Annotated in this window: 33 protein-coding genes; 24 read left to right on the top strand and 9 right to left on the bottom strand. The window is 56.6% G+C overall.

Going from position 1 to position 25533, the window contains the following annotated elements:
- Window positions 1–26 precede the first annotated feature (26 nt).
- The 6 genes from D7S44_RS07775 (at window position 27) to D7S44_RS07745 (ending at window position 3469) form a co-directional block, all read left to right on the top strand.
- On the top strand, window positions 27–290 hold the full coding sequence (locus D7S44_RS07775; protein WP_120453603.1) for a hypothetical protein: 264 nt from the start codon (window positions 27–29) through the stop codon (window positions 288–290).
- Between the two features lie 28 nt (window positions 291–318).
- Complete coding sequence (locus D7S44_RS07770) at window positions 319–561, top strand: DNA polymerase III subunit theta (RefSeq protein ID WP_120453601.1); 243 nt, start codon at window positions 319–321, stop codon at window positions 559–561.
- A gap of 240 nt (window positions 562–801) precedes the next feature.
- Complete coding sequence (locus D7S44_RS07765; RefSeq protein ID WP_120453599.1) at window positions 802–1011, top strand: hypothetical protein; 210 nt, start codon at window positions 802–804, stop codon at window positions 1009–1011.
- Between the two features lie 223 nt (window positions 1012–1234).
- Window positions 1235–1801, top strand: a complete 567-nt coding sequence (locus tag D7S44_RS07755; protein WP_120454202.1) for a phage N-6-adenine-methyltransferase — start codon at window positions 1235–1237, stop codon at window positions 1799–1801.
- A 100-nt stretch (window positions 1802–1901) separates the two neighbouring features.
- On the top strand, window positions 1902–2159 hold the full coding sequence (locus D7S44_RS07750) for an excisionase family protein (RefSeq protein WP_120453595.1): 258 nt from the start codon (window positions 1902–1904) through the stop codon (window positions 2157–2159).
- A gap of 32 nt (window positions 2160–2191) precedes the next feature.
- Window positions 2192–3469, top strand: a complete 1278-nt coding sequence (locus D7S44_RS07745) for a site-specific integrase (RefSeq protein WP_120453593.1) — start codon at window positions 2192–2194, stop codon at window positions 3467–3469.
- 35 nt (window positions 3470–3504) lie between these two features.
- Here D7S44_RS07745 and fliE read toward each other — a convergent pair whose 3' ends face one another.
- A complete protein-coding gene (gene fliE / locus D7S44_RS07740; protein WP_120453591.1) occupies window positions 3505–3816 on the bottom strand; it encodes a flagellar hook-basal body complex protein FliE in 312 nt (103 codons plus the stop codon).
- Window positions 3817–4049: 233 nt separating this feature from the next.
- On the opposite strand from fliE, the gene fliF reads away from it, so the two are divergent.
- The 15 genes from fliF (at window position 4050) to D7S44_RS07665 (ending at window position 17884) form a co-directional block, all read left to right on the top strand.
- On the top strand, window positions 4050–5756 hold the full coding sequence (fliF, locus tag D7S44_RS07735; RefSeq protein WP_120453589.1) for a flagellar basal-body MS-ring/collar protein FliF: 1707 nt from the start codon (window positions 4050–4052) through the stop codon (window positions 5754–5756).
- A complete protein-coding gene (fliG, locus tag D7S44_RS07730) occupies window positions 5753–6745 on the top strand; it encodes a flagellar motor switch protein FliG (RefSeq protein ID WP_120453587.1) in 993 nt (330 codons plus the stop codon). The genes fliF and fliG overlap by 4 nt, the downstream gene beginning before the upstream one ends.
- Window positions 6738–7430, top strand: a complete 693-nt coding sequence (fliH, locus tag D7S44_RS07725) for a flagellar assembly protein FliH (protein ID WP_120453585.1) — start codon at window positions 6738–6740, stop codon at window positions 7428–7430. The genes fliG and fliH overlap by 8 nt, the downstream gene beginning before the upstream one ends.
- Window positions 7430–8782, top strand: coding sequence for a flagellar protein export ATPase FliI (gene fliI, locus D7S44_RS07720; RefSeq protein ID WP_120453583.1), 1353 nt, complete (start codon window positions 7430–7432; stop codon window positions 8780–8782). The genes fliH and fliI overlap by 1 nt, the downstream gene beginning before the upstream one ends.
- Before the next feature lie 26 nt (window positions 8783–8808).
- Window positions 8809–9252: a flagellar export protein FliJ gene (fliJ, locus tag D7S44_RS07715; protein WP_120453581.1), complete on the top strand. Its 444-nt coding sequence runs from the start codon at window positions 8809–8811 to the stop codon at window positions 9250–9252.
- Entirely contained in the window at window positions 9249–10523 is a 1275-nt protein-coding gene (locus D7S44_RS07710; RefSeq protein WP_120453579.1) for a flagellar hook-length control protein FliK, read from the top strand. The genes fliJ and D7S44_RS07710 overlap by 4 nt, the downstream gene beginning before the upstream one ends.
- Window positions 10524–10652: 129 nt before the next feature.
- On the top strand, window positions 10653–11138 hold the full coding sequence (fliL, locus tag D7S44_RS07705; protein ID WP_120453578.1) for a flagellar basal body-associated protein FliL: 486 nt from the start codon (window positions 10653–10655) through the stop codon (window positions 11136–11138).
- A gap of 4 nt (window positions 11139–11142) precedes the next feature.
- Window positions 11143–12150: a flagellar motor switch protein FliM gene (fliM, locus tag D7S44_RS07700; RefSeq protein ID WP_033749825.1), complete on the top strand. Its 1008-nt coding sequence runs from the start codon at window positions 11143–11145 to the stop codon at window positions 12148–12150.
- A complete protein-coding gene (gene fliN, locus D7S44_RS07695; protein WP_120453576.1) occupies window positions 12143–12547 on the top strand; it encodes a flagellar motor switch protein FliN in 405 nt (134 codons plus the stop codon). The genes fliM and fliN overlap by 8 nt, the downstream gene beginning before the upstream one ends.
- A 5-nt stretch (window positions 12548–12552) precedes the next feature.
- Window positions 12553–12951, top strand: coding sequence for a flagellar biosynthetic protein FliO (gene fliO, locus D7S44_RS07690; RefSeq protein ID WP_120454200.1), 399 nt, complete (start codon window positions 12553–12555; stop codon window positions 12949–12951).
- Window positions 12951–13682: a flagellar type III secretion system pore protein FliP gene (gene fliP / locus D7S44_RS07685; protein ID WP_120454198.1), complete on the top strand. Its 732-nt coding sequence runs from the start codon at window positions 12951–12953 to the stop codon at window positions 13680–13682. Before fliO ends, fliP begins: the two co-directional genes overlap by 1 nt.
- Before the next feature lie 26 nt (window positions 13683–13708).
- Window positions 13709–13978 (top strand): flagellar biosynthesis protein FliQ, encoded by a 270-nt coding sequence (gene fliQ / locus D7S44_RS07680; RefSeq protein ID WP_120453574.1) that lies wholly within the window; start codon window positions 13709–13711, stop codon window positions 13976–13978.
- Window positions 13978–14763, top strand: a complete 786-nt coding sequence (gene fliR, locus D7S44_RS07675; protein ID WP_120453572.1) for a flagellar biosynthetic protein FliR — start codon at window positions 13978–13980, stop codon at window positions 14761–14763. Before fliQ ends, fliR begins: the two co-directional genes overlap by 1 nt.
- A gap of 635 nt (window positions 14764–15398) precedes the next feature.
- Window positions 15399–16034 carry a transcriptional regulator RcsA gene (gene rcsA / locus D7S44_RS07670; protein WP_120453570.1) on the top strand — a complete coding sequence of 212 codons (636 nt, stop codon included), beginning with the start codon at window positions 15399–15401 and terminating at the stop codon, window positions 16032–16034.
- A gap of 137 nt (window positions 16035–16171) precedes the next feature.
- Window positions 16172–17884, top strand: coding sequence for a methyl-accepting chemotaxis protein (locus D7S44_RS07665; RefSeq protein ID WP_120453568.1), 1713 nt, complete (start codon window positions 16172–16174; stop codon window positions 17882–17884).
- A gap of 114 nt (window positions 17885–17998) precedes the next feature.
- Here the strand turns inward: D7S44_RS07665 and dsrB are convergent, their stop codons facing one another.
- Both dsrB and D7S44_RS07655 read right to left on the bottom strand, forming a co-directional pair.
- On the bottom strand, window positions 17999–18193 hold the full coding sequence (gene dsrB, locus D7S44_RS23760) for a protein DsrB (protein ID WP_179256392.1): 195 nt from the start codon (window positions 18191–18193) through the stop codon (window positions 17999–18001).
- A 53-nt stretch (window positions 18194–18246) separates the two neighbouring features.
- Entirely contained in the window at window positions 18247–18405 is a 159-nt protein-coding gene (locus D7S44_RS07655; protein ID WP_120453564.1) for a YqaE/Pmp3 family membrane protein, read from the bottom strand.
- A 359-nt stretch (window positions 18406–18764) separates the two neighbouring features.
- Here D7S44_RS07655 and D7S44_RS07650 point away from each other — a divergent pair, with 359 nt between their 5' ends.
- The 3 genes from D7S44_RS07650 (at window position 18765) to D7S44_RS07640 (ending at window position 21399) form a co-directional block, all read left to right on the top strand.
- Window positions 18765–19010, top strand: coding sequence for a DUF2525 domain-containing protein (locus D7S44_RS07650; RefSeq protein ID WP_120453562.1), 246 nt, complete (start codon window positions 18765–18767; stop codon window positions 19008–19010).
- 346 nt (window positions 19011–19356) lie between these two features.
- Window positions 19357–20145 (top strand): mannosyl-3-phosphoglycerate phosphatase-related protein, encoded by a 789-nt coding sequence (locus D7S44_RS07645; protein WP_120453560.1) that lies wholly within the window; start codon window positions 19357–19359, stop codon window positions 20143–20145.
- A 33-nt stretch (window positions 20146–20178) separates the two neighbouring features.
- Entirely contained in the window at window positions 20179–21399 is a 1221-nt protein-coding gene (locus D7S44_RS07640; RefSeq protein WP_120453558.1) for a glycosyltransferase family protein, read from the top strand.
- On the opposite strand, the gene dgcQ is transcribed toward D7S44_RS07640, so the two are convergent.
- The 6 genes from dgcQ to D7S44_RS07615 form a co-directional block, all read right to left on the bottom strand.
- Window positions 21396–23045 (bottom strand): cellulose biosynthesis regulator diguanylate cyclase DgcQ, encoded by a 1650-nt coding sequence (dgcQ, locus tag D7S44_RS07635; protein WP_120453556.1) that lies wholly within the window; start codon window positions 23043–23045, stop codon window positions 21396–21398. The two genes, D7S44_RS07640 and dgcQ, sit on opposite strands and share 4 nt — an antisense overlap.
- A gap of 109 nt (window positions 23046–23154) precedes the next feature.
- The gene (locus D7S44_RS07630) at window positions 23155–23334 is read right to left on the bottom strand and encodes a YodC family protein (protein WP_120453554.1); all 180 of its coding nucleotides are present in this window, start codon (window positions 23332–23334) and stop codon (window positions 23155–23157) included.
- Between the two features lie 177 nt (window positions 23335–23511).
- Window positions 23512–23643, bottom strand: a complete 132-nt coding sequence (locus D7S44_RS23980; protein WP_257025846.1) for a hypothetical protein — start codon at window positions 23641–23643, stop codon at window positions 23512–23514.
- Between the two features lie 41 nt (window positions 23644–23684).
- A complete protein-coding gene (locus D7S44_RS07625) occupies window positions 23685–24596 on the bottom strand; it encodes a DUF808 domain-containing protein (protein ID WP_120453552.1) in 912 nt (303 codons plus the stop codon).
- Window positions 24597–24606: 10 nt separating this feature from the next.
- On the bottom strand, window positions 24607–24879 hold the full coding sequence (locus D7S44_RS07620) for a hypothetical protein (protein WP_120453550.1): 273 nt from the start codon (window positions 24877–24879) through the stop codon (window positions 24607–24609).
- A 65-nt stretch (window positions 24880–24944) separates the two neighbouring features.
- Window positions 24945–25421 carry a very short patch repair endonuclease gene (locus D7S44_RS07615; protein ID WP_120453548.1) on the bottom strand — a complete coding sequence of 159 codons (477 nt, stop codon included), beginning with the start codon at window positions 25419–25421 and terminating at the stop codon, window positions 24945–24947.
- Between the last annotated feature and the right edge of the window lie 112 nt (window positions 25422–25533).

Here is a 25533-nt window from a genome sequence, read left to right as displayed (position 1 = left end):
TATGCAAACAGTGTTAAGGCGGATATATGCGCACATTCATAAGCGGCGTCGCGTTCTATATGCTCGATGAAGGCGAGTGCCTGACTAAGGCTCAGGTCTACAGCAATCAGCACACATGCGGCTATGTCATCTGGCCGCGGGATGGGAAATGGGACGTGCGTAAAATGGGCCTGCAGGGTTGGGAAAAAATAAGCGATAAGCTATTCGACACGGAAAACGAGGCTTTAGTTTTCGCATACGATAAGTATTGCGCTGAAGAAGAGATTAAGAGCCGGGCATGGCGTCGATAGCGGTATACTCAGGGAAGGAGGATTGACCATGTCACACAATATCGCAGCACGCAGCAAAGAAGAACGCGACCGGATGAACGTCGATTTGGCAGCGTCCGGAGTGGCTTATAAAGAGCGCATGAATATGCCGGTAGTCGCGTATGAAGCGGAGATGCAGCAGCCTGAAGCGCTTCGGGAATACTTTCAGGAGCGCCTGAGGTTCTACAGGGAAGAGTCGAATAAATACCCAAGGGGCACGGATCCGGTTTATCAGAAAGAAGAAGGGAAATAGCTATGTCATCACATCGTGTAATCGTTGATGGTGAAGTTTGTGAGGTCACATGCAACCAGACGTCAAAGACAGTTTGGACTGCAGTAGGTGATTGCAATGGCAAGCCCATACAGGATAAGGGAAGCAGCGAGAGAAATGCCGTTGCTAACTGGAAATCTAAGGCGATGTCACTAAACGACTAAACAACCAGCATCGACAAATACCCGCTTCGGCGGGTTTTTTTATTGCCTGGAGAAAAGTATGCACGCAGATATTTTGGATGAAGCAGCAGAACGCGAGCAGCAGCTGATAGCACTGGCGCTGGCGAACCGGCCTGTTCCTCAGATGACTTACACAGGTGAATGCCATTACTGCGAGGAGCCGATCGACAAGGGGCACTTCTGCAGTGATGAATGCCGAACTGACCATGAGCGCATACTGCATGCTCTCCGTAATCAAAAGGTGGTATGACGCCGCAGACTGAAAACGCACTAAGGGCCGTAGCGCGTAAGTGCAGGAGCGAAATCCTCAGAGCCATTGACGGTAGGCCTAAATCAGAGCACGACCGCATCATAACCACCCTTCTCGACAAGCACGCCCAAACCATTCAATGCCTTCCGCCAGACACATTCACAGCAAAGCGCTGGCTGTCCTACTACGTGAGGCAGATTGATAAGGAGATTCGACAGTGAATATCGTTAATGACTATGGCGGCAGCACCACCCCTCCTGAGCACCGAGACAGCTGGCAAACGCCGCCAGAGATATTCGCCGCGCTGAACCGAGATTTCCGTTTTGTGGCCGATGTGGCCGCCAGCGCGCAAAACCATCTGCTGCCGGTTTACTTCACAGAACAGGATGATGCGCTGGCGCAGGACTGGGCCGGTCAGCTGCCGCTGGGGATTACCTGGTGCAATCCGCCCTACAGCGACATTACGCCCTGGGTGCAAAAAGCCGCGGACGAATGCCGCAAAGGGATCGGAACGGTGATGCTGGTTCCGGCTGATACTTCGGTCGGCTGGTTTAGCCTGGCGCGACGAACCTGTACTGAGGTGAGATTCATTATCGACGGGCGCCTTTCCTTTATTCGCGCTGATACCGGCAAGCCGGTTAACGGCAACAACAAGGGATCGATGCTGCTGATCTGGAATCCTTTCGTCTCTGATTTTGCCCTGACCAGTTTTGTCTCGCGCGACACGCTGATGGCGATCGGCAGGAAATTACTCTCTGGCGAAATGACAGCCGACGAGCAAGCAGCATGACAGCCACCACTGACGACCTTTCACCGGGCGAGCTCTTAACTGATCTCGCCCTTTTTATTGCCCTCATGCTGGCCTGGCTATGGCCGCCAAAGGAGTAGATATGGAAAACGTAATTCATCTGGCACCCAATAAATGGGTAACTGAGGCGGTACTGATGGCTGTAACGGGAATGCGACCCGGCACTATCAAGCGAGCTCGCGAAAAGGCATGGATGCAAGGAAGGGAATATCTGCTGTTCTCGCCTGAAGGAGTTCCCGGGCTTAACAGCCAGTGCATGTATAACCGCGAAGCTATCGACAAATGGATCGAGTCACAGCTGAAGAAGCAGCCTGATGCCAGAGTGCGAAAAAAAGCATAACCTGATCGCCCTTTTCACACAGAGGAAAAACAATGGCAGCATATCCAAAAGGCGTAGAGAACCATGGAGGGTTTCTGCGCATCAGCTTCCAGTATCAGGGTGTGCGAGTGAGGGAGTCGCTCGGCATACCCGATACTGCCAAAAACAGGAAGTCAGCTGGCGAACTGCGAGCTAACATAGTCTACGAAATCAAGACGGGCTCATTCAGCTATCAGAAGACCTTCCCGGAGTCAGCCAACCTGTCGCGCTTCTGCGCAATAAAGGAAGAGTTAAGCGTCAAAGAAATGGCTGAGCGCTGGCTTCTTATTAAGGAGTCAGAAATAAGCCGTAACACCCTGGCTTCTTATAAGACGAGGCTAACAACTACCATCGGCATTATTGGTGCAGAGCGGATGATCCGCGCCATCCGCACGGAAGACATTCAGCGCATGCGCATGGAGCTGCTTAAAGGGAGCTACGTTTATGGTCGCGGCAAAAATATGCATGGGAAAGGCCGGTCTGTTGCGTACGTAAATACGTGCATGTCAGACCTTCATTCACTATTCAAGTTTGCGCACGAAAACGGATACGCCGATCGCAATGTAGTCTCTACCCTTTCACCTCTTAAAAAGGACAAGCCGCAGCCCGACCCGCTAACCCGTGATGAATTCACCCGGCTGATAGATGCATGTCAGTCTCGACAGCTAAAGAACTTCTGGTCGCTGGCTGTTTACAGCGGCATGCGACACGGAGAGCTCTGCGCTCTGGCATGGGAAGACGTCGACCTGGTTAAAGGGACGATTACGGTCAGGCGTAATCTTACTAACCAGGACGATTTCACCCCGCCTAAAACGGCGTCCGGTGAGCGGACAGTATTTCTGGTCGATTCAGCGGTCAGGGTGCTGAAAGACCAGTTAGAACTGACGCGAATGAGACCGCCTGCTGCCATCACCATGTTTTCCCGGGAATACGGAAAAAACAGCAAGGAGGAATTAACATTCGTTTTTAATCCCAAAGTCACCGCCGTTAACAAAGCCAGTGACGATTACTACACCGTAGCCTCTATTCCACAGACATGGCGTTCTGCCATCAGACGCGCCGGTATCACTTATCGAAAACCATACCAGTCCAGGCACACATATGCATGCTGGTCACTTTCTGCCGGAGCAAACCCCAACTTCATCGCCAGTCAGATGGGGCATGCAAATGCGCAGATGGTGTATCAGGTATACGGATCCTGGATGAAGGAAAATGACGAGACACAGAGGAGCCTGCTCAACGAAAAACTGAACGAGTTTGTCCCATCCATGCCCCACCCCAAAGCGATCTAGCCTTTATTTATATATTTATTAGTTAGTTAACTTACCTACACCTGCATATTCATAATATCAGTATAAGCCGCCACCAGCTTGTTCCTGACCTGAATGCCCATCTGCATTGAGATAGAAGACTTCTGCATATCCACCATCACATCGTTCAGCGCGATGCCGGGTTTACCCATTTCAAAATCTTGCGCATGGGCGCGTGCGGTGTTCTGGGTGTCGCTGATCTTATCCAGCGCCGCTTTCATCGTGGCAGCGAAATCGACCGGCTGCGTCGCATCGCTGCTTTTGTTACTGGCCTGCAGCGAAGTCAGCTGAAGCTGCTGTAAAACGCCGTCAATTGCCTGAATGGACATGCAGTTACCTCATTAAGCGAAAGGGTTATATTTTCTACGCTCAAAAAGTTAGCACATTGTCAATGAGACAAAGGCGCTAAATAACTGCAAAAAACCCGGCTTTTTCGCCCATCAAATTTTGCGATAAAGAAAATAATGCCATGCATTGAAGTGGAATTTCTTTTACGCAGTGTCAGGGAGTCTGTTTTGTCACCACAACAAACCCGGTCAATTATGTCAGGCAGGAATCGGTCATGAATGCGAGTGCAGCCGCTACACAGGATTCAGCAAAAAAAGGCTTCAGTGACCTTATCGCTCGCCTGCGCGCTAATCCGCGTATCCCCTTAATCGTTGCCGCCGCCGCCGCGATCGCCATCGTGATGGCGCTGGTGCTGTGGGCGAAAGCGCCCGACTACCGTGTGCTGTACAACAATCTCTCTGATGAAGATGGCGGCGCGATTGTTACCCAGCTTACGCAGATGAACATCCCCTATCGCTTCGCCGATAATGGCGGCGCGCTGATGGTGCCGGCGGAAAAGGTGCACGAGCTGCGCCTGCGCCTGGCGCAGCAGGGTCTGCCGAAAGGCGGCTCTGTTGGCTTTGAGCTGCTCGATCAGGAGAAGTTCGGCATCAGCCAGTTCAGCGAACAGGTCAACTACCAGCGCGCGCTGGAAGGTGAGCTGGCGCGCACCATCGAAACGTTAGGGCCGGTGAAAACGGCGCGCGTGCATCTGGCGATGCCGAAGCCGACGCTGTTCGTGCGCGAGCAGAAATCCCCTTCCGCCTCGGTCACCCTGAACCTGCAGCCGGGTCGTGCGCTGGATGAAGGCCAAATCCAGGCCATCGTGCATATGGTCTCCAGCAGCGTGGCAGGCCTGCCGCCGGGCAACGTCACCGTGGTCGATCAGACCGGGCGCCTGCTGACGCGTTCCGACAGCGAAGGCCGCGATCTCAACGACGCGCAGCTTAAATACACCGCCGAAGTAGAAGCGCGCTACCAGCAGCGCATTGAAGCGATCCTGAACCCGATTCTGGGCCAGGGCAACGTGCACGCGCAGGTAACGGCACAGCTTAACTTCGACAAGAGCGAGCAGACCGACGAGAAATATCAGCCTAACGGCAGTCCGAGCAGCGCCGCGATCCGTTCGCGCCAGACCAGCACCAGCGACCAGAGTGGCAGCCCTTATCCGGGCGGCGTGCCGGGCGCGCTCTCCAACCAGCCAGCGCCAGCCAACACCGCGCCGGTTAACGCGCCTAACGGACAGAATGGCCAAAACGGCCAGCAGAACAGTGCGAATAACGGCAGCAGCACCAGCACGGCAAACAGCAGCGTACCGACCAACTCGCGCCGCGACGATACGGTGAACTACGAGCTGGACCGCACTATTCGCCATACCAAAATGAACGTTGGCGACGTGCAGCGCCTCTCGGTAGCGGTAGTCGTCAACTATCGCACCGACGACAAAGGCAAGCCGATCGCCCTTAACGAGCAGCAGCTGAAGCAGGTAGAAGATCTGACCCGCGAGGCGATGGGCTACTCACAGCCGCGCGGCGACAGCGTCAACGTGGTTAACTCCGAGTTCACCGCAACCGATCCAAGCAGCGGCGACCTGCCTTTCTGGCAGCAGCAGAGCTTCTTCGATCAGATGATGAACATCGGCAAATGGCTGCTTATCGCTCTGGTCGCCTTCATCCTCTACCGCAAAATGGTGCGTCCGCAGCTGATGCGTAAACGCGAAGCGGAAAAAGCCGCCGTGGAAGCGGCGACTCAGCGCGCCGCAGCCGAGCAGCAGGAAGAAGCCTACAGCGTACAGCTCAGTAAAGATGAGCAGGATCTGGAGCGTAAGTCTAACAACCGCATGAGCGCCGAGGTGATGAGCCAGCGCATCCGCGATATGTCCGAGAACGATCCGCGCGTCGTCGCGCTGGTTATCCGCGAATGGATGAGTAAAGAACTATGAGTCTGACCGGAACTGAAAAAAGCGCCATCCTGATGATGACCATCGGCGAAGAGCGCGCCGCCGAGGTGTTCAAGCACCTTAACCAGCGTGAAGTGCAGCATCTGAGCGGCGCGATGGCGAATATGCGCCAGGTGTCGCACAAGCAGCTCACCGAAATTCTGCGTGAGTTCGAGACCGATGCCGAACAGTTTGCGGCGCTCAGCCTCAACTCCAACGAGTACCTGCGTTCGGTGCTGACCAAAGCGCTGGGCGAAGAGCGCGCCGCCAGCCTGCTGGAGGATATTCTCGAATCCCGCGAGACCACCAGCGGTATGGAGACGCTCAACTTTATGGAGCCGCAGGCCGCCGCCGATCTTATCCGCGACGAGCATCCGCAGATCATCGCCACTATTCTGGTGCACCTCAAACGTGGCCAGGCGGCGGATATTCTGGCGCTGTTCGACGAGCGCCTGCGTCACGACGTCATGCTGCGTATCGCCACCTTTGGTGGCGTACAGCCGGCAGCGCTGGCGGAGCTGACCGAAGTGCTCAACAACCTGCTGGACGGCACCAACCTCAAGCGCGCCAAGATGGGCGGCGTGAGAACCGCAGCGGAAATCATCAACCTGATGAAAACGCAGCAGGAAGAAGCGGTTATCGAAGCGGTGCGCGACTTCGACGGCGAGCTGGCCCAGAAGATTATCGACGAGATGTTCCTGTTCGAGAACCTGGTGGAAGTGGACGACCGCAGCATCCAGCGTCTGCTGCAGGAAGTGGAGTCCGAGCAGTTGCTGGTCGCGTTGAAAGGCGCGGAACAGCCGCTGCGCGAGAAGTTCCTCAAGAATATGTCGGCGCGCGCCGCAGATATCCTGCGCGACGACCTTGCCAACCGCGGACCGGTACGTATGTCTGCGGTGGAGAACGAACAGAAAGCCATCCTGCTTATCGTCCGTCGTCTGGCGGAATCGGGCGAGATGGTGATTGGTGGCGGCGAGGAAACCTATGTCTGATGCCTTTTCCGCCCGCCCGTGGCAGCTCTGGCAGCCTGATGATTTAGGCCGCGGCAATGAACCGGAACCGGAGATCCTGCCGGAGCCGGAGATGTTCGAGTCGGAAGCTGACGAACAGCAGCAGCAGTTCGAGCGCATGCAGCAGCAGGCGCGCAAAGAATCGCAGGCGCAGGGTTATAACGAAGGCTATCAGCAGGGCTTCGCCGAAGGCCAGAAAGCGGGCTACGACGCCGGTTTCCAGCAGGGGCTGGCCGACGCGCAGCAGCAGCAGGCGCCGCTTCAGGCGCGTATGCAGCAGCTGGTTACCGAGTTCCAGCATTCGCTGGAGGCGCTCGACAGCGTGATCGCTTCGCGTTTGATGCAGCTGGCGCTTGAAGCCGCGCGTCAGGTGATCGGCCAGGCGACCGCGGTGGACGGCAGCGCCCTGCTGCGTCAAATCCAGCAGCTGCTGCAGCAGGAGCCGATGTTCAGCGGCAAACCGCAGCTGCGCGTCCATCCTGACGATCTGCAACGTATTGAGCAGACGCTCGGCCCGACGCTGGATCTGCACGGCTGGCGTCTGCTGGCTGACGGTACGCTGCATCCCGGCGGCTGCAAGCTGAGCGCCGAAGATGGCGATCTCGACGCCAGCGTGGCGACGCGCTGGCAGGAGCTGTGTCGCCTCGCTGCGCCAGGAGAGTTTTAATGACCTCACGACTGTCACGCTGGCTGGGCGCGCTCGACGCCTTTGAAACCCGCATCGCGCAGGTGCAGCCAGTGCGCCGTTATGGCCGCCTGACGCGCGCCACCGGTCTGGTGCTGGAGGCGACCGGCCTGCAGCTGCCGCTCGGCGCGACCTGCGTTATCGAGCGCAACGACGGCAAAACCCTGACCGAAGTCGAAAGCGAAGTCGTGGGCTTCAACGGCCAAAAACTTTTTCTGATGCCGCTGGAAGAGGTCGACGGCATTCTGCCCGGCGCGCGCGTCTATGCGCGCGACAGCGGACACAGCGGCAAACAGCTGCTGCTCGGCCCGCAGCTGCTGGGCCGCGTGCTCGACGGCAGCGGCAAGCCGCTCGACGGTCTGCCGTCGCCCGATACCAATTACCGCGCGCCGCTGATCACCCCGCCCTTCAACCCGTTACAGCGCACGCCGATTACCGACGTGCTGGATACCGGCGTACGCGCCATCAATGCCCTGCTCACCGTGGGGCGCGGTCAGCGTATGGGCCTGTTCGCCGGTTCCGGCGTCGGCAAAAGCGTGCTGCTCGGCATGATGGCACGCTATACCCAGGCCGATGTCATCGTGGTGGGACTGATTGGCGAGCGCGGCCGCGAAGTAAAAGACTTTATAGAAAATATTCTCGGCGCTGAAGGCCGGGCACGTTCGGTCGTCATCGCCGCGCCCGCAGACGTTTCGCCGCTGCTGCGTATGCAGGGGGCCGCCTACGCCACGCGTATCGCGGAAGATTTCCGCGATCGCGGCCAGCATGTGCTGCTGATCATGGACTCCCTGACGCGCTATGCCATGGCGCAGCGTGAAATTGCGCTGGCCATCGGCGAGCCGCCCGCCACCAAAGGCTATCCGCCTTCGGTGTTCGCCAAACTGCCCGCGCTGGTCGAACGCGCCGGCAACGGCACGCACGGCGGCGGCTCAATCACCGCCTTCTATACCGTACTGACGGAAGGCGACGATCAGCAGGATCCTATCGCCGACTCGGCGCGCGCCATTCTCGACGGCCATATCGTGCTGTCGCGTCGGCTGGCCGAAGCGGGTCACTATCCGGCGATTGATATCGAGGCATCCATCAGCCGCGCCATGACCGCGCTGATCGATGAGGATCACTATGCGCGGGTGCGCCAGTTTAAACAGCTGCTTTCCAGCTTCCAGCGCAACCGCGACCTGGTCAGCGTCGGCGCCTACGCCGCTGGCAGCGATCCGATGCTGGATAAGGCGATCCGCCTCTATCCGCAGATGGAAGCCTTTCTGCAACAGGGCATTTTTGAACGCAGCCACTACGACGACGCCTGCCTGCATCTGCATGCGCTGTTCGGCTAACGGCGGCGTAACGCGAGGAGTGAGCGATGAAAAGCGCCAGTGCTATCGACACGCTGCGTGATTTAGCCGAGCAGGATCTGGAAAAAGCCGTGATCCACCTCGGCGATATGCGCCGCGGCGTGCGCCAGGCGGACGAGCAGCTGAACATGCTGCTCGACTACCAGGATGAGTACCGCAACAAACTGAACAACGATATGTCGGGCGGCATCGCCACGAATCGCTGGACCAACTATCACCAGTTTATTCAGACGCTGGAAAAAGCGATTGAGCAGCACCGCGCCCAGCTCAACCACTGGAACCAGCGGCTGGAACAGGCATTAACGAGCTGGCGTGAAAAGCAGCAGCGCCTTAACGCCTATCAGACGTTAATCAGCCGCGCGGCGGACAACGCATTACGAGTAGAAAACCGTCTCGATCAGAAACGGATGGATGAATACGCCCAACGGGCCGCATTGAGGAAAGGCGAATGATTACGCTGCCAAACATTGTCACCACCGCCAGCGCAAAAGGTGATGTGAACAGTTCAGATTCCGCAGACCTTTTGCACAGCGCCAAATCGCTGCCGCAGGGCTTTCTGACTGAGCTGGGCAACCGCCTGCTGACGCTGGCGAAACAGCAGGGAAATACCACGCAATCCGCTGAAAGCGCAGAGGAAAGCCAGGAGGCTTCCGCGCCGACGGGCCAGCTCAACGCGCTGCTGACCGCTTTAGACAAACCCGGCAGTCTGGAGGCGCTGTTGACGCCGGAAAATATTAAAGCCGCCACCAAATCCGCCGATGATAAGGATAAGGCGAGCGCAGAAACCTTAACCAGTAGCGATGCGCAGACGATGCAGGCGCTGTTCGCCATGCTGCCGGTGTCGCCCGTTGCGCAGAGCAGCGCGACAAGCGTCACGACTGCGACGGCGTCGTCCGGCAGCGAAACGCGCCGCAGCGCGGCCTCGGACAAGGTGCTCTCTACGCTGAGCCAGGCGTTAGGCAGCTCGCTGGCGCAAAGCCAGCCGCAGCAGGCTTCAACCCCTGCACACGCCGAGGCGAAAACCAGCCAGGCGGCCCTGACGGCGACGTCGGGCGCGGCAGCGAGCACCGCAGCGACCAGCACCGCGCCGCTCACGCTGGACAGCAGCTTTCAGCAGGTTTTGAGCAGCTTCAGCAAGCAGGATGAGAAAAGCGCCTCGCTGACGCAGACGGACAGCACCGCACTGACCAGTGCGCCGCTCAGCAGCAGCACCGCGCCGCTGATAACGCAGACCGCATCGGCCACGACCGATACGCCATCGACGCCGATGCTTAACGCTCAACTGGGCAGCGACGAATGGCAGCAGGCGCTGAGCCAGCAAATCGTGATGTTCAGCCGCAACGGCCAGCAAAACGCCGAACTGCGACTGCATCCGGCAGACCTTGGCGCGATCCAGATTAGTTTGAAACTGGATAACGACCAGGCGCAGATCAATATGGCCTCCAGCCACAGCCACGTCAGGGCCGCGCTGGAAGCCGCCCTTCCGCAGCTGCGTACCGCGCTGGCGGAAAACGGCATTAACCTGGGACAGAGTCAGGTAAGCAGTGACAGCTTCGCGCAGGGCCAGGGCTTCCAGCAGCAGCAACAGGAGGCACGCCGCGACGGACAGCACGGCACCTTCTCTCTCTCCCAGGATGACGATAGCGAGATAACGCCGATCGCCGTTCCCGCCGCCTTACAGGCGCGCATCCTCGGCACCGGCGCTGTCGATACTTTTGCCTGACAGCGACAAACGCTGAAGGTAAGCGTAAAACCCGCGTCTTTTCTTCCCATTGTTTGACTTAAGACGCGGGATAATCTGTCCAGGCAAACCGAGAGGTTTGCCAATAATTCACAGGAAGTTACTGCAAAAATGTCTGATAACGCGAAAGCAAAAGGCCGCAAACGTTCACTCTTAATTCCGGTGTTACTGATTGTAACGCTGGCCGCTTGTAGCGTGGCAGGTTATGCAGCCTGGCGAATGATGAATAAACACGATAGCGATAAGCCGGAAGCTGCGAAAGTTGAACCACCGCCCGCTCCCGTCTTTTTTGCGCTTGATACCTTTACGGTCAATCTGGTCAATCCTGACAACGATCCTGACCGCGTGCTGTACGTAGGTTTTACCCTGCGTCTGCCGGATGAGGATACCCGTCGTCGGATGAATGATTATCTGCCGGAAGTGCGTAGCCGTCTGCTGCTGCTGCTCTCCCGTCAGAGCGCCGCCGCCCTGGCGTCGGAGCAAGGTAAGCAAGCGCTGATTGATCAGATTAAGCAGGTGCTGTCACCTCCGCTGGTGAAAGGACAGCCTGCGCAGGTGGTAACCGACGTGCTGTTTACCGCCTTCATTTTGAGGTAAATCAATGGGCGATAGCATTCTCTCCCAGGCTGAGATTGACGCGCTGCTTAACGGCGACAGTGACAGCGCGGTAGATGAAAAGAGTCAAAGCGGGCCGGAAGGCGACATTCGTCCTTACGACCCTAATACCCAGCGTCGCGTGGTGCGCGAGCGTCTTCAGGCGCTGGAGATTATTAACGAGCGTTTCGCCCGACATTTCCGTATGGCGCTGTTTAACCTGCTGCGCCGCAGCCCGGATATCAGCGTCGGTGCGATCAAGATTCAGCCGTACCATGAGTTCGCCCGCAATTTGCCGGTGCCAACCAACCTGAATCTGATCCACCTGAAACCGCTGCGCGGAACCGCGCTGGTGGTGTTCTCGCCCAGTCTGGTGTTTATCGCGGTAGATAACCTGTTCGGCGGCGACGGACGCTTCCCCACTAAGGTGGAAGGTCGCGAGTTCACCCACACCGAACAGCGCGTTATCCGCCGCATGCTGAAACTGGCGCTGGAAGGCTACAGCGACGCGTGGAAGGCGATTTATCCGCTGGATGTGGAATATGTTCGCTCCGAAATGCAGGTTAAGTTCACCAATATCACCACCTCGCCGAACGATATCGTGGTCAACACGCCGTTCCAGGTCGAGATTGGTAACCTGGTGGGTGAATTTAACATCTGTATTCCGTTCTCGATGATTGAGCCGCTGCGCGAACTGCTGGTCAACCCGCCGCTGGAGAACTCCCGCACCGAGGATAACCACTGGCGCGAAAACCTGGTGAAACAGGTGCAGCATTCGGAACTGGAGTTGATTGCGCATTTTGCCGAAACCTCGCTGCGTCTGTCGCGTATTTTGCAGCTGAAGCCCGGCGATGTGCTGCCAATCGAGAAACCGGAACGCATTATCGCGCACGTTGACGGCGTCCCGGTGCTGACCAGTCAGTACGGCACCATGAATGGCCAGTACGCCCTGCGTGTCGAGCATTTGATTAACCCGATTTTGAATTCGCTGAATGAGGAACAGCCCAATGAGTGACAGCAATAAACCGTCCGACGACATTTCTGCGGACGATCTGTGGGCTGAGGCGATGAACGAGCAGGCCGCCACCAGCGCGCCGCAGAGCGACGACGTGTTTAAAACGTTCGAGAGCAGCGCCGCCGCCGGTTCACTGCAGGACATCGACCTGATTATGGATATCCCGGTCAAGCTCACCGTTGAGCTGGGCCGCACTAAAATGACCATCAAAGAGCTGCTGCGTCTGACGCAGGGTTCCGTGGTGGCGCTGGACGGTCTGGCTGGCGAGCCGCTGGATATCCTGATCAATGGCTACCTGATCGCCCAGGGCGAAGTCGTGGTAGTGAATGATAAATATGGCGTGCGCATCACCGATATTATTACGCCGTCTGAACGTATGCGTCGTCTGAGTCGCTAAGTATGATGAATACCCAGTCCCACGCGCTGCAACCCGCGGCGCCCGCGGCACCGGCTATTTCAACCGGTTCCGTCGTGACCCAGGTCAGCAGCGTGCTGGCCGTGATTGTACTGCTGATCCTCGCCTGCGCCTGGCTGGCGCGCCGTCTCGGCTTTGCGCCGAAAACGGTGAGCAACCAGGCCCTGAAGGTGAGCGCCAGCGTACAGGTCGGCCAGCGCGAACGCGTGGTGATTGTGGATACCGCCGAGGCGCGCCTGGTGCTGGGCGTCACGGCGGCGCAGATTACCCATCTGCATACGCTGCCACCGGTGGCGCCAGATGAGCGCGCGCCCGCTTCCGCCGCGCCGCAAGATTTTCGTCAGCTGTTACAGAACCTGGTTAAACGTCCCGGAAAACCCCAATGATGCGTCGACTGCTTCCTCTTCTGGCACTGCTGTTGCTGGCGCCAGCCGCTCACGCCCAGCTGCCGGGCCTGGTAAGCCATGCGTTGCCCAACGGCGGGCAAAGCTGGTCACTGCCGGTGCAGACGCTGGTTTTCATTACCTCGCTGACCTTTATTCCGGCCGTGCTGCTGATGATGACCAGCTTTACCCGCATCATCATCGTGTTCGGCCTGCTGCGCAACGCGCTCGGCACGCCTTCCGCGCCGCCGAATCAGGTGTTGCTCGGCCTGGCGCTCTTCCTTACCTTCTTTATTATGGCGCCGACCTTCGACAAGATTTACGACGAGGCGTATTTGCCCTTTAGCCAGGACAAGATCAATATGGATGTGGCGCTGGAGAAAGGCGCGCAGCCGCTGCGCGACTTTATGCTGCGCCAGACGCGCGAAGCGGACCTGGCGCTGTTCGCCCGCCTGGCGAATACGCCGCCGATCGAAGGACCAGAAGCGGTGCCGATGCGCATTTTACTGCCCGCTTACGTGACCAGCGAGTTAAAAACCGCTTTTCAGATTGGCTTTACCGTTTTTATTCCGTTTCTGATTATCGACCTGGTGGTCGCCAGCGTGCTGATGGCGCTGGGGATGATGATGGTGCCGCCGGCAACCATCTCGCTGCCGTTCAAACTGATGCTTTTTGTACTGGTGGATGGCTGGCAGTTGTTAGTCGGCTCCCTGGCGCAAAGCTTCTATTCCTGATTATTCCGATTCCCCCGGAGAGATAAATGACGCCAGAATCCGTAATGGCAATGGGCCAGGAAGCGATGCGCCTGGCGCTGATGCTTGCCGCGCCCCTGCTGCTGGCGGCGCTGGTCAGCGGCCTGATTATCAGTCTGCTGCAGGCCGCGACTCAGGTTAACGAACAAACGCTTTCATTTATTCCGAAAGTGCTGGCCGTCGCCGCGACGGCGGTTATTGCCGGGCCCTGGATGCTGAATCTGGTGCTGGACTATATCCGCACCCTGTTTACCAACCTGCCTTATATGATCGGCTGATGGTCACGCTCGACAGCAGCCAGCTGGTTCACTGGGTCAGTCAGTTTTTCTGGCCGCTGGCGCGTATGCTGGCGTTGTTCGCCACGGCGCCGCTGCTGAGCGAGCGCGCCATCAGCAACCGTGTGAAGATCGGTCTGGCGGCGCTGATTACCTGGATAATGGTGCCGACGCTGCCCTCGGTTGAGGTAACGCTGTTTTCACCTGCCGGTTTCTGGCTGCTGCTTCAGCAGATGCTGATTGGCGTTGGCCTGGGGTTCACGATGCAGCTGGCATTTGCTGCGGTACGCCTGTCCGGCGAGGTGATCGGTTTACAGATGGGGCTCTCTTTCGCCACCTTTTTCGATCCCGGCAGCCGACTCAATATGCCGGTACTGGCGCGTTTTCTCGATATGCTGGCGATGTTGCTCTTCCTGACTTTTAACGGTCATCTGTGGCTGATCTCATTACTGGCGGATAGTTTTCATACGTTGCCGATCGGCGGGCAGCCGTTAAACGCCAATGCTTTTAATGCACTGGTCAAAGCGGGCGGATTAATTTTCCTTAATGGCATGATGTTAGCGCTACCCTTAATCGTCTTGCTGCTTCTGATAAACCTGGTACTGGGTTTGTTAAACCGTGTTACACCTCAGCTGTCGATTTTCGCGGTTGGCTTTCCAATTACCTTAACAGTGGGAATTTTGACCATGGGGTTGATGATGCCACTGGTTGCGCCCTTCTGTGAGCATCTGTTCAGCGAAGTCTTTGATTTGCTCGCCCAGTTTCTTTCGGAACTGTCTCACCCCTGATGATTAAGTATCTCACTATCTTTCTGAAGTGATACTTAAGCCACTTAAAACATTCTGTGCATTTTTCAAACCAGTTTTCTCAGAAATCAACTAAGGAAATTCTGATAAATGAGAAGTAACTCTGAAAATTATTCTTATTAAACCCCGCTTCAAGTATTTTATTTCACAGATTCCCGGCATCGCTAACTCAGTGGAATCGTTGACAAAATCGGCAACAGATTGTTTTCGAACAAAAAAAATCCTTTAACGATTTTTCTTGTCAGGACCTTTTTTTTCCGGCATTGTCAACACTCGCTGAAACGTCACACTTTCGCGAATCAAATGTTTTTAAGAATCGTCCTATCAGAATTGAGTGTGTTATGCGCGATAGTGACGGGGCTCTCAAAACAGGGTGTTATGCACGCTTATTGCAAACCGCCAGCGATTCCCGCTATCACTGGAGGGATAAGTGACGTCAAGGCAGCACAAAAACAACTTTGCAGAAACGGGTCAGGGAAGAATACTTTTGGCAGGCGTATGGCCTGTCGCCAGACTGCTGAGCAGAATAAAAAAGTGTCTTAGAAATCTCTCTCGTACCGCAACGCGTAATTCATCGTTGATTTAAACGGATAACAAATTGGTGAGGGTCGCTAAACATGCCAACGATTATTATGGATTCATGCAACTACACACGCCTGGGATTATCGGACTATATGTCCTGTAAGGGAGTCAAAAAGAAAAACATCTTTTCCGTCTCCGATATTGAGCAATTACAGCAACGCTGCGAACAGTTAAAACCTGGCGTAGTGTTTATTAACGAAGAATGTTTTATTCATGAATCGGATTCCAGCGACCGCATCCGAAGCATTATTATGCAGCACCCGGAAACGCTATTTTTTATCTTTATGGCGATTTCTAATATCCATTTTGAGGAATACCTCTACGTTCGTAAGAACCTGATTATTACGTCAAAATCGATAAAAACAACGACACTGGACTCTTTACTCAGCACCTATTTGCAGAAGAAGCTCAACGCATCCACCCGTATTTCTTCAGGGCTGGATGTACACCCGCTGACATTAAGTCAGACTGAGTCGAATATGCTGAAAATGTGGATGTCAGGTCATGACACCATTCAAATTTCAGACAAGATGCAAATTAAAGCCAAAACCGTCTCGTCACATAAAGGCAATATTAAGCGCAAGATCAAAACCCATAATAAGCAGGTTATCTATCATGTGGTGCGCTTAACCGATAATGTGACGTCGGGCATCTATGTCAATGTGAGATAGTCAGTCAGCGAAAGAACCGGCCAGCCAGGCCGGTTTTTTTTTCTGCCATTTTTGCGAGCCAGATCGCACTCCCTCCCCTCACCCTTTTCCTTTCTCTGCCGATGTTAGTCTCATAACCCCGACATGAGATCAAGGATATGAACACCTCACTAACGTCTTCTACGCCGTTCAAGGCTGGCCTGTGGCGCAACCTGCGCCTGGTGCCGCTCTTTAGTATGATTTTCGGCGGTATTCTGCTGCTGTTCGCCCTCTGTATCGCTCTTGCCAGTTACTTTCTGGTACAGAGTAACCAGTCGCTGCGGGACGCCACCGATGAGATCCAGGTACGCATGGGGATCTCCAACAGTTCAAACCATCTGCGCACAGCGCGCCTTACGATTATTCAGGCAGGCGCCGCCGCCCGCATCGGCGAAATGGATGAGTTCAAAGCCAGCATCGCCGCTACCGAGAAGCGCATTCAGCAGGCGCAGGAAGGCTTCAAGGTTTATCAGAATCGCAAAGTCAAAACGCCTGAGGATATCGCGCTCGACGGGCCGTTGACGGCGCGTTTCAACGACTATGTTGAGAAAGGCCTGAAGCCGATGATTAACGCCGGCAAGCAGGGCAGTTTTGAAGGCATCATTGCGCAGGAGACCGATGTTACGCGCAAACTCGACAATGCCTATAACGAGGTGCTGCTGCAGGCAATCAAGCTCCGTACCCAACGCGCTGACGCCATTAATGCCGCGGCAGAACACCAGTCGCGCCTCGGCTTTATTGCCATGGCGGTCGCCTTCGTCGCCGCCTTGCTGCTGACGCTGGTGACTTTCATCTTCCTGCGTCGCGTCGTGATCAATCCGCTGCGTCAGTCGGTAACGCGCATCGAGCGCATCGCTCAGGGCGATCTCACCGCGCCGCCAGAACCGCACGGCCGCAGCGAAATCGGTACGCTGCTGCATAATCTGCAGCTGATGCAGGATTCGCTGGTGAAAACCGTTGGTACGGTGCGCGAAGGCGCGGTAGCGATCTATCAGGGCTCCGGCGAGATCTCAGCCGGCAATACCGACCTCTCCTCCCGTACCGAGCAACAGGCCGCCGCGCTGGAGCAAACCGCCGCCAGCATGGAGCAGCTGACCGCGACGGTGAAGCAGAACGCCGAGAACGCCCACCACGCCAGCCAGCTGGCGGCAGATGCCTCTGGCAAGGCGCGCAGCGGCGGCGAACTGGTGAACGGCGTGGTTAAAACCATGACCAATATCTCCGGCAGCTCGAAGAAGATCGCCGAAATCACCAACGTCATTAACAGTATCGCCTTCCAGACCAATATTCTGGCGCTGAACGCCGCGGTGGAAGCGGCGCGCGCCGGTGAGCAGGGTCGCGGCTTCGCGGTAGTGGCCAGCGAAGTGCGCAGTCTGGCGCAGCGCAGCGCCCAGGCGGCTAAAGAGATTGAGTCGCTGATTGCGGAGTCGGTCAATTTGATCAAAGACGGTTCGCATCAGGTGGGCGAAGCAGGTGAAACCATGGGCGAGATCGTCGAGGCGGTACGCCGCGTTACAGATATTATGTCGGAGATCGCCGCCGCCTCAGATGAGCAGAGCCGTGGTATTCAGCAGGTAAGCCAGGCCGTCACCGAGATGGATAACGTCACGCAGCAGAACGCCTCGCTGGTGGAAGAAGCCTCGGCAGCGGCCGCGTCTCTGGAGGATCAGGCAGGCAAACTGACCAAAGCGGTCGCCGCCTTCCGCCTGCAGGATACGCCTGCGAGTCCAGCCGCGTCGTCCGCCGCTGCCCTGCCCGCGTTAAAATCACCGCTCGCTACTCCGCGTCCGGCGCTGGCAACCGCAGGCAATGACAACTGGGAAACATTCTGACGCTGATAAGTAATAAGGATGCGTTTTAGTAAAGTAGATTAAGCATTAAATAAGGCGCCCGACGGGCGCCTTATTATTTGCAGTAAACAGGAGAGACAGGCGTAAATAGCGCGTTTACTTCTCCAGATAAGGCTCAACAAATATCCCTTCCGGATGGTCGCCCTCATTAAAAAACCAGATGCCTAACGGATAATCTTCCAGCGCCACCAGATACATGACGCCTTCATTAAACGGCTCTACGGCGAGGATAGTGCCGAGGCGGCGCGGGCCGCCATCGGTTTTCACGGTGACGCGGTCATTGACCTTCATGCACGTTGCTCCTGATGATTTTCCTGGCATCAGTGTAAACGAAGAGGCTCGCCTCAGCGACGCGCAATTACCCAAACCGCATGGACAATACCGGGAATATAGCCGCACAGCGTCAGTAAAATATTGAGCCAGAACGCGCCGCCAAAACCAACCTGCATAAATACGCCCAGCGGCGGCAAAATAATGGCGATAATGATGCGTAACAAATCCATGGTCTCTCCTTGTCGCGTCAGGTTTTAACTTCGCTGCTAACTATAGACGATGTGGCTGATTAGAAAGGAAAAATCAGGTAAATTTAAGTAAGTGCGCACTTTTTCGCTTTCTTTACGTTTCGCAACAAGACTTCTGACACGGCTACCTTCTACACTTTCCGCACTGCCCCACCCCAAAGGGGCAGTCAACCTAAAAGTAACAAGGATTTTGCCCGCGCAGCGCGGGCTTTTTTTTACCCGCCTTTCTCTCTTTCACAGATTCATTCGCCAGCCTCGCCCGCCAGCTATACTTAATCGATCCGCCGCAATTTGTGGTCGGAGAAAGCCTGTAAATCCTTTTGTTAAAAAGGAGAGCGATAATGGCACAGACAAACAAAAGCGGTACCGATCTTCAGCACGATGAAACACCCGACGTGGACTCGCTGCTGGAAAGCCTGCCGGGCAGCAGGCAGGACAGCAGGCAGGACTCCCCTAAATCGCTTCCAGAGGCGGATAACAGCCGTCATCTCAGCACCGGCGGCCGAGCCTGGGGAAGCAGTATTGAGCTGGCAGATGAGTATGAACTGGATATTCGCGACTGCACCTGCAATGAAATGAATCGCTAACCGCGCGGCAAAAAAATACCCGGCAGGGAGCGCCGGGTAAACAACCACTTAATTCGTTACACCAGGAAATTCTTGACACCTCAGCAGAGTACGCTTGCCCTGCGTTAAGACAAGCGCTCACTGTGCACAAGCCTGCTGCTTTTCCCGCCGAAGTCGCGCTTAAGTTACCGGGAACAGCCTGAATCCAGCGGCTTTCGTCCATGCACTCTTTGTGCATCCCGCCTCGCTTAACCGTTGCCTTTTAAGAATTATCCTGGAAGTGCTGCGCGGCAGGCGAAAAGAAGGCGCAATCGTTCATCAACTATAATACTGAAAATCCGCCAGTTAATGTCGCAAGGAGCCTGCTATGCCCAGTTTGCAACAGCCGCTGTTAGTCATCACCGATCTGGATGGTTCCCTGCTCGATCACCATACCTACCGCTGGGACGCCGCCGCAGAGTGGCTGGCCGAACTGCAGCGTTACCAGGTGCCGGTCGTGCTCTGCTCCAGTAAAACCGCCGCTGAAATCGTGCCGCTGCAAAAGCGTATTGGCCTGACAGGTATTCCCTTTATTGCTGAAAATGGCGCGCTGGTGCAGATGTCAGCGCAACGATGCGTGCGCATTCCCCCTGAAAGCCCCGGCTACGACGCGATCTGTCAGACGCTCAGCACGCTGCAGCTGCGCTTTCGCTTTCAGGGTTTCTGCAACTTCAGCAATGCTGAGGTGGCGGCAATGACCGGCCTTACCGAAGGCGAAGCCACGCTGGCGCGTCAGCGAGAGGCCTCAGAAGTGATTGTCTGGCGCGATGACGAAGAGAAGCTGGAGGCGTTTCGCGCCGCGCTGGCACAGCATCAGCTGCAGCTGACGCAGGGCGGCCGCTTCTGGCATGTGATGCCGACAGGCAGCGGCAAAGGCGAAGCGCTGCGCTGGCTGCTCGGCCAGTACGACCATGCCCCCACCACTATCGGCCTCGGCGATGGCCCCAACGATGCACCCATGCTGGATGCGGTTGACTACGCCGTCGTGATCAAAGGCTACAGCAAAACGCCAGTCTCGCTGACCAGGCAAGATACGCAGCAGATCTACCATACGGCGCATTACGGCCCCGAAGGCTGGAAAGAAGGCCTTGACTATTTTCTGAGCCAGCCAGATTAAGCCGCACCCACTGTTTATCAAAAGGATAGCGCGATGAGTGATTTTTATCAGAATGGCGTGATTACCAATTTCCATAATCTGACCGACCGCAGCGTAGAGTCGCTGGAAAAAGAGATGGTGCGCTTTGCGCGCAAACGCAAAATGGGGCTGATCCTGCCGTCGCTCTTCTCAGAACTGGAAGGGCCGGCGCTGGGAAATATCGTCGATGAGCTGGCGAAAGTGCCCTATCTCGACGAGATCGTGATTGGCCTCGATCGCGCCGACCGCGATCAGTTTCTCTACGCGCGCGAATTTTTCTCGCGCCTGCCGCAGCGCCACCGTATTTTATGGAATGACGGCCCGCGCCTGAAGGCGATTGATGCCGAGCTGGATAAAGAGGGGCTGTCGCCCTCCCAGCCGGGCAAAGGACGCAACGTCTGGTTCTGTACCGGATTTACGCTCGCGTCGGATCGCACCCAGTGCGTGGCGCTGCACGACTGCGATATTGTCACTTATGAACGCGGTATGCTGGCGCGCCTGCTCTATCCGCTGGCGAATCCGGCGTTCCAGTATGAGTTCTGCAAAGGCTTTTACGCGCGCGTCGCCGACGGCAAGCTTAATGGCCGCGTAGGACGCTTGCTGGTGGGTCCGCTGCTGCGCTCGCTGCAGAAGGTCTATGGCCACTCCGAGTATCTCGACTATCTCGCCAGCTTCCGCTATCCGCTCTCGGGCGAGTTCGCCATGCGCACCCATGTGCTTAACGGCATTAAAATTCCCGGCGACTGGGGGCTGGAGATTGGCGTGCTGTCGGAAATTTACCGCAACTACACCACGCGCCAGACTTGCCAGGTGGAGATCGCCGACAACTATGACCACAAACATCAGCCGCTGGCTGAAGATGACGGCACCGGCGGCCTGAAGCGTATGAGCAGCGATATCGTGCAGTCGCTGCTGCGCAAACTGGCGACGATGGGCGTACCGCTCACCAGCGACTCCTTTCGCGTGCTGAAGGCGACCTACTACCGCAACGCGCTCGATATGATGGAGATCTACAACCACGAGGCAGCGATGAACGGCCTGAAGTTCGATCAGCACACCGAAGAGGCGGCGGTGGAAATGTTTACCCAGTCGATTCTGGAAGCGGGGCAGGCGTTTATTGAACGCCCTAACGACAAGCCGTTTATTCCCAGCTGGAGCCGGGTCCAGTCCGCCTTCCCCGATATTCTGCAGCGTATCTATCAGGCGGTGGAAGAGGACAACGACGGCAAGGTTTAACCGTCGGCTACCACGCGGTTGCGGCCCTGACTCTTCGCCAGGTAGAGTCGGCGGTCCGCTTCCGCCTGTAAGCGTGTCGCCTGGTAATCCCCCTGCTCTTCGCTGCTGGCGACGCCTGCGGAGAGCGTCACGCTAAAGCAGCGGCTGGCATTCACCAGAATGGTTTTGGCCGCCAGCCGCTGACGCATACGCTCCGCCACCTTTTGCGCATCTGCCAGCCCGGTATCAGGCAGCACGACGCAGAACTCCTCGCCGCCTACGCGCCCGGCCAGATCCTCTTTGCGCAACGCCTGAGCGATAATCGCGGCGACGCGCATCAGCGCCTGGTCGCCAGCCTGATGGCCCCAGGTGTCATTGACAGATTTAAAGTGATCGATATCGAGCTGAATCACCGACAGCGGCGCATTGAGCTGCTGACAGCGCGCCGTCTCAGCCTCAAAGCGCTCAAAAAAGGCGCTGCGGTTGAGCAGACGCGTCAGGCCGTCATAGCTGGCGCGCCACTCCAGCCGGGCAGAGAGCTGGCTCAGCCGCCGCACCAGACGAACGATAACCTGATGTGTCACCAGCAGCAGCAGAATGAACAGCAGCCACATCGCGAGCATAAAAAGCATGGCGCGCCCCAAATCCTGCCGCAGCCCCTGCGCCAGCGTTTGCTGATTCAGCAGGTAGCCGTCCACGTTTTTCAGCCTGCGCCAGCTGATAAACTGACTCTCCAGCCGCAGCGCGCCCTGCGGCTGACGCGCCATTTGTGCGTAGAGCCGCTGTCGCGCGCCGTCGCTCAGCGCTTTACCGTCCGATGCATTGAGCGCCGCCAGGGGCTGTTGCGCTTTGTCCAGCAGCACCACGCTGCCCTGCAGCGCGCTGTGGCGCATACTGTTCAATAACCTGGCGATACGCTGCCGGGTAAAATCCATCGACAGCACGCCATACCAGTAGCCGTCGCTAAACACAGGCGTGCTGACCGTAAGCATCGCGCCCTCATCGTTCGCGCCCTGATAAACGCCGGACCAGCGTAGCTGCTGAGAAGAAGCCAGAGCCGAGATCGCACGGAACCAGGGACGCGATACGATGGTGGCATAGCTGGCGGAAATCGCCGACAGGCTCTGCGGCGGACGCGAACTGATAAAAAAACCGGCGCGCGAGGTGTACCAGAAGCGCGAATGGAAATCGGCCTCCGCATCGCTGAACTGCATAATAAAGCTGAACTCCAGCGCCGCGAGCAGCTCGCCGTCAAGGCGTGCCGGATCGCGTTGCAGCAGGTTATCCTGCGCCAGCCCGCTGTCGCCGACGCCGTTTATCGGCATGCTGCGCGGCATATTGAGCCGCAGCTGCCAGGCGGGCTGACGGCGCAGCTGATGAAACTCCGCCAGCGCGCGCCGGCCGTGATCGGCATCAAGCGGATGCGACAGCGCGTAAGTGAACATGCGGCGATAATAGATCAGCCCGTCGATGCTCTCCTGAAACTGGCTCTCCAGCCCGTTCTGCATATCTACCAGCGCGGCACGCTGCCGATCTTCATAGTTCGCATGCAGTGTATAGAGCTCGCGCAGGGTCAGAAAAAAGGAGAAAAGAAAGACCGCTAAAAACAAGAGGTGAACACGCAGCTCGGGGCGTAACGTTCGGACGGAGAGCGGCAAAACAGCCATCAGCAACGATGCTCCGAATAACAAAGATCAGGCGATTATAGCAGGCGTGGTGGATCAGAAAATGCGGGAAGTCACGGGGGATGAACAAAGCATCCCCGTTGGATGGGGCTTAGCTGGCGAGCTGTGATTCAGGAACAGAGTGGCTAAGCTCGTCCTGATGAAAGGCTTCGCGGCGCACGGCATAGCCGTCATACCAGCGGCACTCTACCATTCCGCTGGCATAGCCAGTCACAACCATAGCGGGGCCGCCCTCTTTATGCTGAACTTCATCGCTAATCGTAAAGCTCATTTTGCATTCTCCTTTTGACCGTTAACAGAACCTTTCTATCTATAGCAGCCATCCGGACATCCTGCCTGTTAAGGCATGCAAAAAAGCGTAAATTCAGAATAAAGCAGTAAGATATGTTGAAAATAAAAAAAGCGGATAAAAATTATTATCCGCTTTTAACATCTGAAGGAGCTGAAATCAGATTTTGCAGCCTTCGCAATCCGCTTCGTCGCCTGCATCGTCCGGCACTTCATTGACCTTTTCCGCCGCTCTGGCTTCAGCCTGCTCCAGCTGGGCATCAATATCAAATTCAAACATATCGTCGTTCATCGCGTCTCCTCTTCAGACTACACATCATATGGCAGTGCGCTTTATACCGATTTACCGCGCAGTTTAGCAATCAGATTCACCGCCAACAGCACGATCGACCCAACGATAAAGCCGAGCACCAGGTTAGCGCCGTTGCTGAGCAGGCTGGCAACCAGCCCGTTCATATCGCCGGTGATCGCCTCGATCAGATGATGCAGCGGCGCCAGGCCATGCACGATAATGCCGCCGCCGACCAGAAACATCGCCAGGGTTCCGACCACCGTGAGAATTTTCATCAGCCAGGGGGCGAACCCCAGCAGAAAACGACCGATGCCCTGCGCGACCGCCGAAGATTTCTCATTCAGCCAGTAGCCGAGATCGTCGATTTTCACGATAGCGGCGACGATGCCGTACACGCCGATGGTCACCAGAATGGCGATGCCGGCGAGGATCAATACCTGATTCAGCAACGGAGCGTCAGAAACGATGCCGAGCGTAATGGCGACGATCTCCGCGGAAAGAATAAAGTCAGTGCGCACGGCGCCTTTGACCTTGTTCTTTTCAAATTCGCGCGGGTCCTGCTGCGCCAGCTTATCGAGCCGCTGCTGGCGCGCCTCCGGGCTTTTCTCCTGCTTATCATGCTGCAAACTGTGCAGCACTTTTTCCACCCCTTCATAGCAGAGGTAGGCGCCGCCTATCATCAGCAGCGGCGTAATAAGCCAGGGCGCGAAAGCGGAAATCAGCAGCGCCAGCGGCACCAGGATCAGTTTATTAAGAAACGAGCCCTTCGCGACGCCCCACACGACCGGCAGTTCGCGATTGGCCTTTACGCCCGTTACCTGCTGCGCGTTTAACGACAGATCGTCGCCCAGCACGCCAACGGTCTTTTTCGCCGCCACTTTGCCCATGACGGAAATATCATCCAGAAGTGTTGCAATATCATCTAATAAAGTCAGTAAGCTGGATCCTGCCAAAATCTCTTCCTTATTCCGGTTCGTTATGTTGACAACAGGGACAGCGCTCCAGCATCGCGGCGGTTATCTCAGCGATGCCGTCGCACTCCCACTCTACGCGGACCGCGCCTGACAGCTCGCCTGCATGCAGGTATTTGCTGACCGGGCTTTCCGTCATGCCGGTAATCTCCTCCGTCGCGACCAGCGTGTCGCCGACATAGACGCGCGCCGTCGCATGAGCATTGACCATGCGCTCGTCGCGCAGCTGATAGAGGCGTTTTACCGTCAGTTTAATACTGCTCATCCAGAACTCCTGCTCGCGGGGGAAGGCGAAATCTAACCCGGCAAAGTCGACAAGGCAAGGCGGCCTCAACGCGGGCGATAGTGCTGAATACCGTTGTGATCGATCTCCGCGCTCTGGTCCATCGCCAGCAGCCACTCCTCCAGTCGCTCCTGCAGATCGCTGTCGCTCAGCCGCAGCTTATTGCGCAGCGCGCACTCCCAGATAATCAGCACTTTCCAGCCGCTCTCCTGCAGCTGCCGCACATAGCGGTTATCGCGCTCTACGTTGCTGTTGATTTTGCCGACCCAAAATTCCGTGCGCGTCGCCGGCACCTTAAAGAGATAGCAGTTATGGTGATGCCAGAAACAGCCGTGCACAAAGATAATCGCCTGCTGCTCAAGCAGAACGAAATCGGGACGGCCGGGCAGGTTTTTATCCTGAACGCGGTAAGCAAAACCGCGATCCTTTAACAGCTGCGCCACCCGTAGTTCGATGGCGGTGTCCTGCTGGCGTATCGCACGCATATTTTTGCTGCGGGTCGTGCTGGAGTGTACATCGGCCATGGCGTCTCCTTTTTGCCCTATCTATCAACTTTAGTCGGACTCAATAAAAGCGAAAGCCTCCGCTGCGGTTAACGAGGCGGCGACCGGCGGGTAAAATCCCGACGATGCGTCA

It is taken from the genome of Pantoea piersonii (assembly GCF_003612015.1).
Classification (GTDB): domain Bacteria; phylum Pseudomonadota; class Gammaproteobacteria; order Enterobacterales; family Enterobacteriaceae; genus Pantoea; species Pantoea piersonii.
The sequence above is the reverse complement of the archived record's forward strand: the minus strand, read 5'-3'. Positions and strand labels throughout refer to the sequence as shown.

Excerpts from the sequence above, each read along its gene's own strand:
- fliR (WP_120453572.1), top strand. The coding sequence starts at position 13,978 with ATGGTCACGCTCGACAGCAGCCAGCTGGTTCACTGGGTCAGTCAGTTT.
- fliM (WP_033749825.1), top strand. The coding sequence starts at position 11,143 with ATGGGCGATAGCATTCTCTCCCAGGCTGAGATTGACGCGCTGCTTAAC.
- fliI (WP_120453583.1), top strand. The coding sequence starts at position 7,430 with ATGACCTCACGACTGTCACGCTGGCTGGGCGCGCTCGACGCCTTTGAA.
- D7S44_RS23980 (WP_257025846.1), bottom strand. The coding sequence starts at position 23,643 with ATGAACGACGATATGTTTGAATTTGATATTGATGCCCAGCTGGAGCAG.
- D7S44_RS07775 (WP_120453603.1), top strand. The coding sequence starts at position 27 with ATGCGCACATTCATAAGCGGCGTCGCGTTCTATATGCTCGATGAAGGC.
- fliN (WP_120453576.1), top strand. The coding sequence starts at position 12,143 with ATGAGTGACAGCAATAAACCGTCCGACGACATTTCTGCGGACGATCTG.
- dgcQ (WP_120453556.1), bottom strand. The coding sequence starts at position 23,045 with ATGGCTGTTTTGCCGCTCTCCGTCCGAACGTTACGCCCCGAGCTGCGT.
- fliP (WP_120454198.1), top strand. The coding sequence starts at position 12,951 with ATGCGTCGACTGCTTCCTCTTCTGGCACTGCTGTTGCTGGCGCCAGCC.
- D7S44_RS07650 (WP_120453562.1), top strand. The coding sequence starts at position 18,765 with ATGGCACAGACAAACAAAAGCGGTACCGATCTTCAGCACGATGAAACA.
- D7S44_RS07765 (WP_120453599.1), top strand. The coding sequence starts at position 802 with ATGCACGCAGATATTTTGGATGAAGCAGCAGAACGCGAGCAGCAGCTG.
- fliL (WP_120453578.1), top strand. The coding sequence starts at position 10,653 with ATGTCTGATAACGCGAAAGCAAAAGGCCGCAAACGTTCACTCTTAATT.
- D7S44_RS07750 (WP_120453595.1), top strand. The coding sequence starts at position 1,902 with ATGGAAAACGTAATTCATCTGGCACCCAATAAATGGGTAACTGAGGCG.
- fliF (WP_120453589.1), top strand. The coding sequence starts at position 4,050 with ATGAATGCGAGTGCAGCCGCTACACAGGATTCAGCAAAAAAAGGCTTC.
- fliO (WP_120454200.1), top strand. The coding sequence starts at position 12,553 with ATGAATACCCAGTCCCACGCGCTGCAACCCGCGGCGCCCGCGGCACCG.
- D7S44_RS07655 (WP_120453564.1), bottom strand. The coding sequence starts at position 18,405 with ATGGATTTGTTACGCATCATTATCGCCATTATTTTGCCGCCGCTGGGC.
- D7S44_RS07640 (WP_120453558.1), top strand. The coding sequence starts at position 20,179 with ATGAGTGATTTTTATCAGAATGGCGTGATTACCAATTTCCATAATCTG.
- D7S44_RS07645 (WP_120453560.1), top strand. The coding sequence starts at position 19,357 with ATGCCCAGTTTGCAACAGCCGCTGTTAGTCATCACCGATCTGGATGGT.
- D7S44_RS07770 (WP_120453601.1), top strand. The coding sequence starts at position 319 with ATGTCACACAATATCGCAGCACGCAGCAAAGAAGAACGCGACCGGATG.
- D7S44_RS07665 (WP_120453568.1), top strand. The coding sequence starts at position 16,172 with ATGAACACCTCACTAACGTCTTCTACGCCGTTCAAGGCTGGCCTGTGG.
- dsrB (WP_179256392.1), bottom strand. The coding sequence starts at position 18,193 with ATGAAGGTCAATGACCGCGTCACCGTGAAAACCGATGGCGGCCCGCGC.
- D7S44_RS07620 (WP_120453550.1), bottom strand. The coding sequence starts at position 24,879 with ATGAGCAGTATTAAACTGACGGTAAAACGCCTCTATCAGCTGCGCGAC.
- fliH (WP_120453585.1), top strand. The coding sequence starts at position 6,738 with ATGTCTGATGCCTTTTCCGCCCGCCCGTGGCAGCTCTGGCAGCCTGAT.
- rcsA (WP_120453570.1), top strand. The coding sequence starts at position 15,399 with ATGCCAACGATTATTATGGATTCATGCAACTACACACGCCTGGGATTA.
- fliG (WP_120453587.1), top strand. The coding sequence starts at position 5,753 with ATGAGTCTGACCGGAACTGAAAAAAGCGCCATCCTGATGATGACCATC.
- fliE (WP_120453591.1), bottom strand. The coding sequence starts at position 3,816 with ATGTCCATTCAGGCAATTGACGGCGTTTTACAGCAGCTTCAGCTGACT.
- D7S44_RS07745 (WP_120453593.1), top strand. The coding sequence starts at position 2,192 with ATGGCAGCATATCCAAAAGGCGTAGAGAACCATGGAGGGTTTCTGCGC.
- D7S44_RS07615 (WP_120453548.1), bottom strand. The coding sequence starts at position 25,421 with ATGGCCGATGTACACTCCAGCACGACCCGCAGCAAAAATATGCGTGCG.
- D7S44_RS07710 (WP_120453579.1), top strand. The coding sequence starts at position 9,249 with ATGATTACGCTGCCAAACATTGTCACCACCGCCAGCGCAAAAGGTGAT.
- fliQ (WP_120453574.1), top strand. The coding sequence starts at position 13,709 with ATGACGCCAGAATCCGTAATGGCAATGGGCCAGGAAGCGATGCGCCTG.
- D7S44_RS07630 (WP_120453554.1), bottom strand. The coding sequence starts at position 23,334 with ATGAGCTTTACGATTAGCGATGAAGTTCAGCATAAAGAGGGCGGCCCC.
- fliJ (WP_120453581.1), top strand. The coding sequence starts at position 8,809 with ATGAAAAGCGCCAGTGCTATCGACACGCTGCGTGATTTAGCCGAGCAG.